Source organism: Microbacterium sp. (genome assembly GCF_035556355.1).
In the GTDB taxonomy this organism is placed as follows: Bacteria; Actinomycetota; Actinomycetes; order Actinomycetales; family Microbacteriaceae; genus Microbacterium.
The window spans coordinates 44,743-57,638 of the sequence record NZ_DATMFG010000023.1 but is presented as its reverse complement, the minus strand read 5'-3'; the positions used below and the strand labels follow the sequence as shown (position 1 = coordinate 57,638).

The 12,896-nt window shown below is 72.0% G+C and carries 10 protein-coding genes and 2 riboswitches; of the genes, 4 read left to right on the top strand and 6 right to left on the bottom strand.

The features are described from left to right. Positions 1–5: 5 nt before the first annotated feature. The 6 genes from VNR19_RS06160 to VNR19_RS06135 are packed head-to-tail and all read right to left on the bottom strand — an operon-like array spanning position 6 to position 6,802. Positions 6–959 carry a glycosyltransferase family 2 protein gene (locus VNR19_RS06160; protein WP_325724931.1) on the bottom strand — a complete coding sequence of 318 codons (954 nt, stop codon included), beginning with the start codon at positions 957–959 and terminating at the stop codon, positions 6–8. Between the two features lie 59 nt (positions 960–1,018). Further along, positions 1,019–2,158: a cysteine desulfurase family protein gene (locus tag VNR19_RS06155; protein WP_325725012.1), complete on the bottom strand. Its 1,140-nt coding sequence runs from the start codon at positions 2,156–2,158 to the stop codon at positions 1,019–1,021. Between the two features lie 8 nt (positions 2,159–2,166). Then, positions 2,167–3,030 (bottom strand): carboxylating nicotinate-nucleotide diphosphorylase, encoded by an 864-nt coding sequence (nadC, locus tag VNR19_RS06150; RefSeq protein ID WP_325724929.1) that lies wholly within the window; start codon positions 3,028–3,030, stop codon positions 2,167–2,169. Next, the gene (gene nadB / locus VNR19_RS06145) at positions 3,024–4,715 is read right to left on the bottom strand and encodes an L-aspartate oxidase (protein WP_325724926.1); all 1,692 of its coding nucleotides are present in this window, start codon (positions 4,713–4,715) and stop codon (positions 3,024–3,026) included. The genes nadC and nadB overlap by 7 nt, the downstream gene beginning before the upstream one ends. After that, positions 4,712–6,061: a quinolinate synthase NadA gene (nadA, locus tag VNR19_RS06140; RefSeq protein WP_325724924.1), complete on the bottom strand. Its 1,350-nt coding sequence runs from the start codon at positions 6,059–6,061 to the stop codon at positions 4,712–4,714. Before nadA ends, nadB begins: the two co-directional genes overlap by 4 nt. A gap of 12 nt (positions 6,062–6,073) precedes the next feature. Continuing rightward, entirely contained in the window at positions 6,074–6,802 is a 729-nt protein-coding gene (locus VNR19_RS06135) for an NUDIX hydrolase (protein ID WP_325725010.1), read from the bottom strand. Positions 6,803–6,921: 119 nt separating this feature from the next. On the opposite strand from VNR19_RS06135, the gene VNR19_RS06130 reads away from it, so the two are divergent. From VNR19_RS06130 to gcvP, 4 genes are all read left to right on the top strand, one after another. Next, on the top strand, positions 6,922–8,094 hold the full coding sequence (locus VNR19_RS06130; protein ID WP_325724922.1) for a MarP family serine protease: 1,173 nt from the start codon (positions 6,922–6,924) through the stop codon (positions 8,092–8,094). 74 nt (positions 8,095–8,168) lie between these two features. After that, positions 8,169–8,271: riboswitch (glycine riboswitch) on the top strand. Between the two features lies 1 nt (position 8,272). Further along, positions 8,273–8,376, top strand: a riboswitch (glycine riboswitch). Positions 8,377–8,425: 49 nt separating this feature from the next. Then, the gene (gcvT, locus tag VNR19_RS06125) at positions 8,426–9,553 is read left to right on the top strand and encodes a glycine cleavage system aminomethyltransferase GcvT (protein WP_325724920.1); all 1,128 of its coding nucleotides are present in this window, start codon (positions 8,426–8,428) and stop codon (positions 9,551–9,553) included. Next, positions 9,550–9,933, top strand: coding sequence for a glycine cleavage system protein GcvH (gcvH, locus tag VNR19_RS06120; protein WP_325724916.1), 384 nt, complete (start codon positions 9,550–9,552; stop codon positions 9,931–9,933). Before gcvT ends, gcvH begins: the two co-directional genes overlap by 4 nt. Before the next feature lie 62 nt (positions 9,934–9,995). Further along, a complete protein-coding gene (gcvP, locus tag VNR19_RS06115; protein ID WP_414684123.1) occupies positions 9,996–12,851 on the top strand; it encodes an aminomethyl-transferring glycine dehydrogenase in 2,856 nt (951 codons plus the stop codon). Positions 12,852–12,896 lie beyond the last annotated feature (45 nt).

The following is a 12,896-nucleotide window of genomic DNA, read 5'->3' as shown; positions in this document are numbered from 1 at the left end:
TCCGCTCACCAGAGCGTCGCGGCGGCGATCTCGGTCGACGTCGTCGCTTCAGGTGCGCGGGCCACGAGGCTGCGAACGAACTCGCCGAGCACGCGGCGGTACTCGTCGTCGCGGTGATTCCGCGCGAGTCGCACGAGCGGCGGGACGTCCATCTCGAGGATCAGCCGCACGCGCGTGGCGGCGGCCGCGGTGTGGCCGCCCTCGTCGAGCACGGCGATGCCCTCGCGCATCGCCGTCAGATAGTCGGCGAGCACCGGCAGCTCGTGCTTGCGCTGCGTGATCGATGTGCCGTCGGCGCGTTCGCGCCAGTGCACGACGATGTCGGGGATGACATCGAACGCGCGCGCGAGCGAGTACATGCGCTGCGCGACGAGCTGATCCTCATAGGCGACACCCTCGCGGAACCGCAGCCCGGCGCGGCGCCAGAAGTCGGTGCGGCTCACCTTCGACCACGCGACGATGTTGCCGGATGCCGCGGGGTGCAGGTCGATCGTCGTCGCGGTGCGTGCGGGTTCGGTCGCCGCGCGCACCCAGGGCTGCACGTCGCCCGGCACGTATCCGCCCGCGCCGTCGGGCCGCAGACGCACGTAGGCGCCGAGTGCGAAGTCGCTGCCGCTCGCGGTGACCGTTCCGACGAGGCGCTCGAGCGCTCGTTCGGTGAGCACATCATCCGCGTCGAGGAATCCGACGAACGGCGTCTCGACGAGGTCGAGCCCGGTGTTGCGTGCGGCGCCGAGGCCGCGTCGCGTCTCGTGGCGCACGATACGGAACCGTGGGTCGGATGCCGCAGCCTCGGCGAACACGTCGGGTGTCGCATCCGTCGATGCGTCGTCCACCAGGATCGCGGTCCACGCGCGCAGGGTCTGGCGACGCAGCGAATCGAGGGCCTCGGCCGCGTACTCGGCGACATCGAAGCCCGGGACGACGACGGTCACGACGGGTTCGGGATCGGCTGTCACGGGGGTGATGGTACCGCCGCCGATCCCGTCGCGATCGCCTCCGGCCACCGTGCTCCCGCTCAGTGCGCGAGCACGGCCGCGACCGAGGCCGCGACGGCGTCGGCGACCGCGTCGAGCGGCTCGCGCAGGTCGTGCGAGAACGTGAAGCGCACCGCCGTCTGCGCGACCTCCGGTGCGACGCCCATCGCGACGAGCACGTGCGACGGCTCGTCGCTTCCTGCAGCGCACGCCGACCCGCTCGACGAGACGACGCCGCGACGCTCGAGCTCGAGCAGCACGGCCTCTCCGCTCGTGCCGGCGAACGTGAAGCTCGCCGTGCCCGGAAGGCGTCGCACAGGGTCGCCGGTCAGCACCGCGCCGGGCACGCTCGCGAGGACTCGCGCGATGAACGCGTCGCGCAGGGCCGAGACGCGGGCGGATGCCTCGACCCGTTCGGCCTCGGCGAGCTCGAGTGCGGTCGCGAGGGCGACGGCGCCCGCGACGTTCTCGGTGCCGCTCCGGCGCCCGCGCTCCTGCCCCCCGCCGTGGAGAAGGGGTTCGAGGGGGACGCGCCCCCGCACCGCGAGGGCGCCCGTGCCCTTCGGTGCGCCGATCTTGTGACCGGCGATCGAGATCGCGTCGACCCCGAGGTCGGCGGCCGACAGCGGCAGCCACCCCGCGGCCTGTACCGCGTCGACGTGCACCGGGATGCCGCGCTCGCGCGCGACGGCTGCGGCCGCTGCGACGTCCTGCACGGTGCCGACCTCGTTGTTCGCGTACCCGAACGAGAGGACGGCCGTATCTTCGCGCAGCGCGGCGGCGACGGCGGCGGGGTCGAGGCATCCGTTCTCATCCACCGGCACGCGCGTCACGTCGAATCCGTGCACGCGGGAGAGATACTCCGCCGACTCGAGGATCGATTCGTGCTCGATCGGCGTCGTCACGACGTGGCGCGCCCCGCGGCGCTGCGCGGCGATCGCGATGCCCTTGACGGCGAGGTTGTTCGCCTCGGTGCCGCCCGACGTGAAGACGACGTCGCCCGCGCGCATGCCGAGCACGCGCGCGACGCGGGCTCGCGCGTCGGCGAGCGCGTCCGCCGCGGCCTCGCCGACCGTGTGGTGGCTGGACGGATTGCCGAACCACCGCGTGAGGAACGGCATCATCGCCTCGAGCACCTCGCGCCGCACCGGCGTCGTAGCGGCGCTGTCGAGGTAGAGCATCGACATGATCAGTCCTCGAGCACTTCGATCCGCACGTCGAGGCCGAGGTCGAGAGCGCGCGCCGAGTGCGTGAGCGCACCGACCGAGATGACGTCGACACCGGTCTCGGCGATGGCCCGCACGGTCTCGAGCGAGACGCCGCCGGATGCCTCGACCGTCGCGCGCCCCGCGACGAGCTCGACGCCCGCGCGGAGGTCGTCGAGCGAGAAGTTGTCGAGCATGATCGTGCCGACCCCGGCTTCGAGCACGGGCTCGATCTGGTCGAGCCGGTCGACCTCGACCTCGATGTGCGTCGTGTGGGGGAGGCGTGCCTTCGCGCCTTGGATCGCCGCGGTCACCGACACGCCCTTCTGCGCGAGCACCGCGAGGTGGTTGTCCTTCGCCATGACGGCGTCCGACAGCGAGTGCCGGTGGTTGTGGCCGCCGCCGTTGACGACCGCGTGCCGCTCGAACGCGCGCAGCCCGGGCGTCGTCTTGCGCGTGTCGGCGATGCGTGCACCCGTGTGGGCGACCTCGGCGACGTAGCGCGCCGTGAGGGTCGCGACGCCCGACATGCGCTGCACGAAATTGAGCCCGACGCGCTCGGCCGTGAGCACACCACGAGCGGGACCGGTCACCGTCGCGAGGACCGTGCCCGGACGGAAGAACTCGCCGTCCTCGACGACCAGCTCGACGTCGATCGACGGGTCGGTGAGCCGGAACGCGGCCGCGAAGACCTCGCCGCCGCTGAAGACGCCTTCCTCGCGCGCCACGAGATCGGCGCGCGCGATCGCCGTCTCGACGATGAGCGACTCGCTCGTGAGGTCGCCCCACGGCGCGTCCTCTTCGAGGGCGGCGGCCACGGCGCGGTCGATCGTGGCGCGGGTCAGCATGCGACCGCCTCCTTCTCGGGCTCGGCGGCGGGGACCGGGGCCGGGCGCGCAGAGCTCCACGGATCCGCCGGAGCGTCGGACCGGAAGTGCGCGCCGACCGACTGACGCCGCGCGAGCGCCGCGGCGACGAGCAGCTGAGCGACCTGCAGCAGGTTCTCGTCTTCGAGGTCGTGTTCCGTCCGGGGGTCGCGCGGCTGCGCCCGCCACTGCGAGAGAACGGATGCCGCGTGCCGCAGGCCCTCCTCATCGCGGACGAGGCCCGCGCGCTCCCACATGAGGCGCTGCAGCGCGCGGCGCGTAAACGGCTCCGTGTGCGCGACCGCGCCCGGTCCGGGCGGCGGGGGAGGGGTGACCGCCGGGGCGGACGGCGGCCAGGCGCCGGAGGCCGCGTCATCCGCGATCGCGTCGCCGGCACGTGCGCCGAACACCGCGCCCTCGAGCAGCGAGTTCGACGCGAGGCGGTTCGCGCCGTGCACACCCGTGCGGGCCACCTCGCCGACCGCGTACAGGCCCGGCACCGTGGTGCGGCCCTCGAGGTCGGTGACGACGCCGCCCATGAGGTAGTGCGCGGCGGGCGTCACGGGGATCGGCCCGCGCGCCCAGTCGAGCCCCCGCGCGCGGACGGCGCGGTCGATCGTCGGGAAGCGCTTCGCGAGGAACTGCGTGCGCGCCTCGGGGTCGGTCGGCCCGACGACCGTGGCGTCGAGGAGGGCTGGGCGCCCGTCCTGCGCCTCCATGAGGACGGCGATCGCGCGGGCGACGACGTCGCGGGGCGCGAGCTCGCCGTCGGGGTGCGCGTCGAATGCGAAGCGCCGCCCGTGCTCGTCGACGAGGAACGCTCCCTCGCCGCGCACCGCCTCCGACACGAGGAACGCATCGGAGGCCGGCGCGTCCGCGGTCGCCGCGGCAGCCGGGAGCACGGTCGGGTGGAACTGGAAGAACTCGAGGTCGGCGACGGCCGCCCCCGCGCGTGCCGCCGCCGCGATGCCGTCGCCCGTCGCGACGGCGGGGTTCGTCGAGTGGGCGTACAGCTCGCCGGCACCGCCCGTCGCGAGCACGACGGCGTCGGCGAAGAGGGTCAGCCGCTCGCGGTCGTCCACGAGCAGCGCGGCACCGGCCACGCGGCCGTTCCGCACGATCAGGTCGACGAGGAACGCGTGCTCGACGACCTCCACGTCGCTCGCGCGCAGCCGCGCGACAAGGGCCCGCTCGATCGCGGTGCCGGTCGCGTCGCCGCCCGCGTGCAGGATGCGGGGGTAGGAGTGCGCAGCCTCGAGGCCCTTCACGAACCCGCCGTCCTCGCCGCGGTCGAACGCGACGCCGAGGTCGATGAGCTCGCGGATGCGGGCAGGCCCCTCCTCGGCGAGCACGCGCACCGCGTCGAGGTCGTTGAGTCCGCAGCCCGCGACCATCGTGTCGCGCACGTGGTCGTCGATGCGGTCGTCGTCGAACATGACACCGGCGATGCCGCCCTGCGCGAAGCGCGTGTTGGCGTGGTCGAGCACGTCCTTCGTGACGAGGGTCACGCGGCATCCGTGGTCGACCGCGTGCAGCGCCGTGAGGAGCCCCGCGATGCCCGAGCCCACGACGAGGGCGTGCGCTTCGTCTCGCTTCGCTCGCTCAGCGACCGGGGCGGGGTTGCTCTTCGCTCGCTCGGCGATCGGGGCGCGGCGGGCACGGGTCATGACGCCTGCTCCCAGTGCGCGGCCGGAGCGGCCGGGGGCTTCGCGGCGAGCATGCGCTCGAGCGCGACACGTGCGGAGTCGGCGACGTCGTCGGGCACGGTGATGCGGTTGAGCACCTCACCGCGCACGAGCGCCTCGAGCACCCACGCGAGGTAGCCGGGGTGGATGCGGTACATCGTCGAGCACGGGCACACGACGGGGTCGAGACAGAAGATCTCATGCTGCGGATGCTGCGCCGCCAGTCGCTGCACGAGGTTGACCTCGGTGCCGATCGCGAACGTCGTGGGCTCGGTCGCCGCTTCGATCGCCTTTCGGATGTAGTCGGTCGAGCCGGACTCGTCGGCCGCGTCGACGACCTCCATGGGGCACTCGGGGTGCACGATCACCCGCACGCCCGGGTGCTCCGCGCGCGCCTTCTCGATCTGGTCGACGCTGAACCGCCGGTGCACCGAGCAGAACCCGTGCCACAGGATCACGCGCGCGTCGAGGAGCTGCTCCTCGGTCGAGCCGCCGAGCGGCTTGCGCGGGTTCCACATGGGCATCTGCTCGAGCGGCACGCCCATCGCTTTGGCGGTGTTGCGACCCAGGTGCTGGTCGGGGAAGAACAGCACGCGGCGGCCGCGCGCGAACGCCCACTCGAGCACCGTGCGCGCGTTCGATGACGTGCACACGATGCCGCCGTGGCGGCCGACGAACCCCTTGATGGCGGCTGACGAGTTCATGTAGGTGACCGGGATCACCGGCACGAGGCCGTCGGCGTCGGGCGCCGAGAGGTCGCCGTACACGTCTTCGAGCTGCTCCCACGCGTCTTCCACCTGGTCGATGTCGGCCATGTCGGCCATCGAGCAGCCGGCCGCGAGGTTCGGCAGGATCACGGCCTGCTCGGGGCGTGACAGGAGGTCGGCGGTCTCGGCCATGAAGTGCACGCCGCAGAAGACGATGGCCTCGGCATCCGGATGCTCCAGCGCCGCGTTCGCGAGCTGGAAGGAGTCGCCCACGTAATCGGCGTGCTTCACGACCTCTTCGCGCTGGTAGAAGTGGCCGAGCACCACGACGCGGTCGCCGAGCGTCGCCTTCGCGGCGCGGATGCGCGCGTCGAGCTCGTCCGCCGAGGCCGAGCGGTACTCGGCGGGAAGCTCGCCCTGACGCGGTGATCCGGTCGGGATGACGTCTCCCATCGACGCTCCGGGGCCGTAGCCCGGAACGGCGTCGAAGTTCCAGGGGCCTGAGGCGAGGTCGGTGCTGCACGTCTCACCGCCCGCGCGGCCTTCGACGATCGCACGGATCTCGAGGTCGACGGACGGGTCGATGCGACGGGGCTGGAGCGAGATGTCAATGGCGGTCATGGGTCTCTCGATTCACTGGCGGGCGTCGAGCGGGCCTCGTTCGGCGAGTTCGACGTCGCGGTCGTAGCGGTACAGACGGGCGGGGCGGTGGCTTCCGGTGCGGAACGACTGGGTGGGGATGAGCGTCCCCGAGTTCTCGACCTGCCGGCGGAAGTTCGCGGGGTCGAGCTTGCGGTCGAGGATCACCTCGTACACCTCGCGGAGCTCTGCGAGGGTGAATTCGTCGGGCAGCAGGCCGTGCGCGATGCGGCTGTAGCCGACCTTGTTCCGCAGGCGCCACAGCGCGTAGTCGACGATCTGGTTGTGGTCGAACGCGAGCTTCGGGAGCGATGCGGCGTCGAACCAGGCGACGTTCTCGGGATCTTCGGGCTGAGGCGTGCGCGTCTCGTCTTCGCGGACGAGCGCCCAGTAGACGATCGACACGACGCGTGTGGGGGAGCGGTCGACGGCTCCGAATGCGTAGAGCTGCTCGAGGTAGCTCGGCGCGAGTCCCGTCGTCTCGGCGAGCGTGCGGGAGGCTGCCTCTTCGAGGCCCTCGGAGGTGCCGAGCCAGCCGCCGGGCAACGCCCACAGGCCCTCGTACGGGTCGCGCGTGCGTCGCACGAGCGGCAGCACGACGGCGGCGCGGTCGGCTCCTTCGAGCCGGCGAATCGTGAAGATCACGGTCGAGACCGCGACACGCGTGACGTCGGCGGCCGCGCCGGTCGCGGCGGCGGTGGGTGCCTCGCCAGTTCGTGTCATCATGACCATAACTCCTGCGAAGATCTTATTGTCATGCTGACTTGAAGTCAAACTCCCGGCCTCCGCCGACATCGATCGCCTACAGTGGCGACGCCGCGACTACCCAACGAGGAGGCCCGATGATCGTCGTCGACGTGATCGCGGTCCTCGCCCTCATCGCGGCCCTCGCCATCGGCGTCAGCCGGGGATTCCTCGCGACCGTGGGAACGCTCGTGGGCCTCGTCGCCGGTGCGCTCGCGGCATACTGGCTCGTGCCCGTCGCGGGCGTCTTCCTCCCCGGCGGGGCGTGGCGGGGCATCCTGCTCGCGGGCGGCGCGATCTTCCTCGTGCTCCTGGGCGCCGCGATCGGAACGGGCATCGGCACGGTCGTGCGCAAGGGCGTCGCGCGCACCCCCCTGCGCGGGGTCGACCGCGTGCTCGGCGGCGTGCTCAACGTGGTCGTGACCGCCCTCGTGCTCCTGCTCGTCGGCACGACGGTGACCGCGACGGGAACTCCTCTCGTCGCGTCCGCCGTCGGGTCGTCGCGCGTGCTGCGCATGATCGACGCGCTCACCCCGACACCCGTCGACGCGGCGCTCGCGCAGCTGCGCGGCGCAGTGCTCGCCGACGGCCTGCCGACGCTGGGCGAACTCCTCAGTCCGCAGGCGCAGCCGACGGCGCCGCCCGTCGCGCTCGACGATCCCGAGCTGCAGCGGGCAGCCGCATCCGTGGCCCGCATCAGCGGAACCGCATCGGCGTGCGGTGTCGCGATGACCGGCTCCGGATTCGTCGCCGCCGACGACCTCGTCGTCACCAACGCGCACGTGCTCGCGGGAGTCGACGTGCCTCTCGTCGAGCTGTCCGGCGGCACCGCGCGAGAGGGTCGTGTCGTGTATTTCGACCCGGTCGACGATCTCGCCGTCATCGCGGTCGCAGGCCTTCCGGTCGAGCCCCTCGCGGTCGTCGACACGATCGGCCCCGGCACGCCCGCCGTCGTGCAGGGCTACCCGCACGGCGGGCCGCTGACGAGCACGAGCGCGCATGTGCTGTCGGTCGGCTCCGTCCCGGTGCCCGACATCTACGGCGAATCCGCGGCGCTCCGCGAGATCTACTCGCTGCAGGCCGACGTGCAGCCCGGCAACTCCGGTGGGCCGCTGCTGACCGAAGACGGCGAAGTCGCAGGCGTCGTGTTCGCGCGCGGCGACGTCGGTCAGGGTCTCGGCTACGCGGTGACGCCCGTCGAGCTCGCGCCCGCGCTCGCCGCGGCATCCGCCGACAGCCCCACCGTGTCCACGGGGGCCTGCGCGAACTGATCCCGGCCCGTGTCCGGCTGGTCCGGCGGGAGTCGGCCGGATATGCTGGGCCCCGCAACTGAAGACCAGGCCGCATGACGACTGCGGGAGAGCCCCGACCACGCCGAGCGTGGCGACGGGCACCGAAGGAGCAAGCCTCCCCGCCAATCTCTCAGGTCCGTGTACCGCATCCGTCCGGCCGCTCTGGAGAGTGGTGCAGCCGCACCCGCCGAAGGAGAAAGCCCCCCTCGACGCCGTTCGTCGAGGCGGCGGCGAAGCTCTCAGGTCGAAGACAGAGGGGGAGTTCCGCGGATGCCGCCCGGCATCCACCCGCCCGACCACGGGAGAACTCATGACCCAGCTGCGCACGACCCCGTTGCATTCCCGACATGAGGCGCTCGGCGCGTCGTTCACGGACTTCGGCGGATGGCTCATGCCCGTTCGCTACACGTCCGACCTCGCCGAGCACCACGCTGTCCGCGACGCTGCGGGCCTGTTCGACATCTCGCACATGGCCGAGATCGAGGTGCGCGGCCCGGACGCCGCGGCCTTCCTCGACTTCGCGGTGTCGGGTCGCATGTCGGCGCTCGCCGTCGACCAGGCGAAGTACACGCTCCTGCTCGAGCCGTCGGGCGGGATCATCGACGACCTCATCGTGTACCGCTCCGCCGACGACCGGTACATGGTCGTCGCGAATGCGGGCAACCGCGACGCGGCTGTCGCCGCCCTCGCCGAGCGTGCGGCGGGGTTCGACGTCGTCGTCGACGACTGCACCGACCACATCGCGCTCATCGCCGTGCAGGGTCCCGCGTCGCAGGCGATCCTCGAGGCGACACCCGAGATCGAGGTGGGCGAGCACACGCCGCTGTCCGACGTGAAGTACTACCGGCGCACGCACGCCGATTTCGTGCACGGCGGCGAGTCCGTGCCGATGCATCTCGCGCGCACCGGCTACACGGGCGAGGACGGCTTCGAGCTGTTCATCCGCGCGAGCGCAGTCGGCCCGCTGTGGGACGCGGTCCTCGCAGCCGGCGAGCCGTTCGGCCTCGTCCCCGCCGGGCTCGCGGCGCGCGACACGCTGCGCCTCGAGGCGGGCATGCCTCTCTATGGACACGAGCTGTCGCGCGACACGGTGCCCTCCCAGGTGGGCCTCGCGCGCGCCGTGGCCGCCGACAAGGAGGACTTCGTCGGGCGCACCGCGATCGAGACGGTGGTCGCGACCGACGCGCCTGTGCTCGTCGGGCTCGTCGCCGAGGGACGCCGTGCCGGTCGCGCGGGCTACGCCGTGCTCGACGCCGAAGGGAACGCGGTAGGCGAGATCACGAGCGGCGCGCTGAGCCCGACCCTCGGGCATCCGATCGCCATGGCATTCGTCTCGCCCCACTTCAGCGCCCCCGACACGACCCTCTTCATCGACGTACGCGGAACCCGCATCCCGGCGACCGTCACAGCCCTGCCCTTCTACCGGAGGAAGAAATGACCGATCTCGACAACCTCAAGTACACCGCCGAGCACGAGTGGATCGCCGTCGACGGTGAAGTGGTGACCATCGGCATCACCGACTACGCCGCCGACAAGCTGGGCGATGTGGTGTACGTCGACCTCCCCGCCGCCGGGTCGTCCGTCACCGGCGGTGACGTGTGCGGCGAGATCGAGTCGACGAAATCCGTCGGCGAGCTGTACGCGCCCGTGTCGGGCGAGATCGTCGAGGTCAACGACGCCGTCGTCGGCGACCCGTCGATCGTCAACTCCGACCCGTTCGGCGACGGCTGGCTCGTCAAGCTGCGCGTCGACGCGAGCGCGCTCGACGGCCTGCTCGACCGGGCCGCGTACGTCGCGCTGACCGAGGGCGACAAGTGACGTCCGCACAGCGCCGCTTCGCGGACCGCCATATAGGAACGGATGCCGCGGCCCAGCGCACGATGCTCGACGCGCTCGGCTACGACAGCGTCGACGGTCTCGTGCGAGCCGCGGTGCCGACGTCCATCCAGACGACCGCGCGCGAGACGACCGACATCCCCCGTGCCGCCACGGAGGCCGAAGCGCTCGCGGAGCTGCGCGCGCTCGCGTCGATGAACCGCGCCGCACGGCCCATGATCGGACTGGGCTTCTACGACACGTTCACACCCTCGGTGATCGCGCGGAACGTGCTCGAGAATCCGTCCTGGTACACCGCCTACACGCCGTACCAGCCGGAGATCTCGCAGGGGCGCCTCGAGGCGCTCATCAACTTCCAGACGATGGTGTCCGACCTCACGGGTCTCGACACCGCGAACGCGTCGATGCTCGACGAGTCGACCGCCGTCGTGGAGGGCATGCTCCTCGCGCGGCGCGCGTCGAAGTCCGCGTCGAACGTGTTCGCCGTCGACGCCGACGCGCTGCCGCAGACGAAGGCGCTCCTGCGCACGCGCGCGGGGGCGGTCGGCATCACGCTCGTGGAGGTCGACTTCGCGCACGGCGGGACGATCCCCGTCGAGGTCGACGGCGAGAAGGTCGACCCGTTCGGCGTGTTCGTGCAGTACCCGGGCGCGTCCGGACGCGTGTGGGATCCGTCGGGCGTCATCGACGCGGTGCACGTCTCGGGGGGTCTCGCGATCGTCGCGGCGGACCTCCTCGCACTCACGCTCCTGCGCTCACCGGGCTCGCTGGGCGCCGACGTCGCGGTCGGCACGACGCAGCGGTTCGGCGTGCCGCTCGGCTTCGGCGGCCCCCACGCGGGCTACATGGCCGTGCGGCAGGGCCTCGAGCGGCAGCTCCCCGGGCGCCTCGTCGGGGTGTCGCAGGATGCGGAGGGCCATCCGGCCTACCGGCTCGCCCTGCAGACGCGCGAACAGCACATCCGTCGTGAGAAGGCGACCTCGAACATCTGCACCTCGCAGGTGCTGCTGGCCGTCATGGCGTCGATGTACGCCGTGTACCACGGCCCCGAGGGGCTCCGCGAGATCGCGACCGACGTCGCGAAGAAGGCCGAGGCGCTCGCCGAGCGCCTGCGTGAGTACGGGCTCTCGCTCGTGTCGGACTCGTTCTTCGACACGATCCGCGTCGTGACCCCCGGCCCCTCGAAGCGCGTGATCGACCGCGCGCGCTCGCGCGGCTACCAGCTGTTCTGGGCGGATGACGCGACCGTCGGCGTCTCGGTCGACGAGACCACGACGGCCGACGACCTCGCCGCCGTCGCGTGGGCGTTCGGGCTGCCCGACGCCGAGTTCGACGGTGCCGGCGAGGAGGGGGAGCGCGCTGTCCCGTTCGAGGAGGCCGTACCGCTCGCCGGCGTGCCCGAGGTCCTCCGTCGCGAGGACGATTACCTCACGCATCCGGTGTTCCACACCCACCGCAGCGAGACCGCGATGATGCGGTACCTCAAGACGCTCTCCGACCGGGACTACGCACTCGATCGAGGCATGATCCCGCTCGGCTCGTGCACGATGAAGCTCAACGCGGCGACCGAGATGGCTGCCGTCTCGTGGCCCGAGTTCGCGCGCGTGCACCCGTTCGCGCCCGAGGCCGACGTCCGCGGCTACCTCGCGATGATCGAGCAGCTCGAGACATGGCTCGCCGAGGTGACCGGCTACGACGCCGTGTCGCTCCAGCCGAACGCCGGGTCGCAGGGCGAGCTCGCGGGGCTGCTCGCGATCCGCGGCTACCACGACGCGAACGGCGAGCCCGAGCGGCGAGTGTGCCTCATCCCCTCGTCGGCCCACGGCACGAATGCGGCCTCCGCGGTGCTGGCGGGGCTGCGCGTCGTCGTCGTCGCGTGCGACGACCAGGGCAACGTCGACCTCGACGACCTGCGGGCCAAGGTCGACCGGCATCGCGACGAGCTCGCCGCCCTCATGATCACGTACCCGTCGACGCACGGCGTGTACGAGCACGACGTGCTCGAGATCACGAGCGCCGTGCACGACGCCGGCGGGCAGGTGTACGTCGACGGCGCGAACCTCAACGCCCTGCTGGGTTACTCCCGCTTCGGCGACCTCGGCGGCGACGTCTCGCACCTCAATCTGCACAAGACGTTCGCGATCCCCCACGGCGGCGGCGGACCGGGCGTCGGTCCGGTCGCCGCGAAGGCGCACCTCGCACCGTTCCTGCCGGGGCACCCGTTCTCGCAGCGCAAGGATCACGCGGGCGGCGTCTTCCAGGGCGGCCCCGTCTCCGCGGCGCCGCACGGCTCGGCGGGGATCCTGCCGATCTCGTGGGCGTACGTCCGCATGATGGGAACCGAGGGACTGACGGATGCGACCGCCGCGGCGGTCCTGGCCGCGAACTACCTCGCCACGCGCCTGCGCGAGCACTTCCCGGTGCTGTACACGGGCGACAACGGGCTCGTCGCGCACGAGTGCATCCTCGACCTGCGGCCGTTGAAGGAGCAGACCGGGATCACGGTCGACGATGTCGCGAAGCGGCTCATCGACTACGGCTTCCACGCGCCGACGATGTCGTTCCCCGTCGCGGGCACACTCATGGTCGAGCCGACCGAGTCGGAGGACCTCGGCGAGCTCGAGCGGTTCGTCGAGGCGATGATCGCGATCAAGAACGAGGCCCTCGCGGTCGCGGCGGGGGAGTGGCCGAAGGACGACAACCCTCTCGTGAACGCGCCGCACACGGCGGCCTCTGTCGTCGCGGACGAATGGACGCACCCGTATTCGCGCGAGCGCGCCGTCTTCCCCGTGCCGTCGCTCGTGCGGAACAAGTACTGGCCGCCCGTGCGGCGCATCGACCAGGCGTGGGGCGATCGCAACCTCGTGTGCGCGTGCCCGCCGATCGAGGCGTTCGCCTGACGACGCGCCGCGGGCGCGGCATCCGGTTCGGCCGTTTCGGCGCAG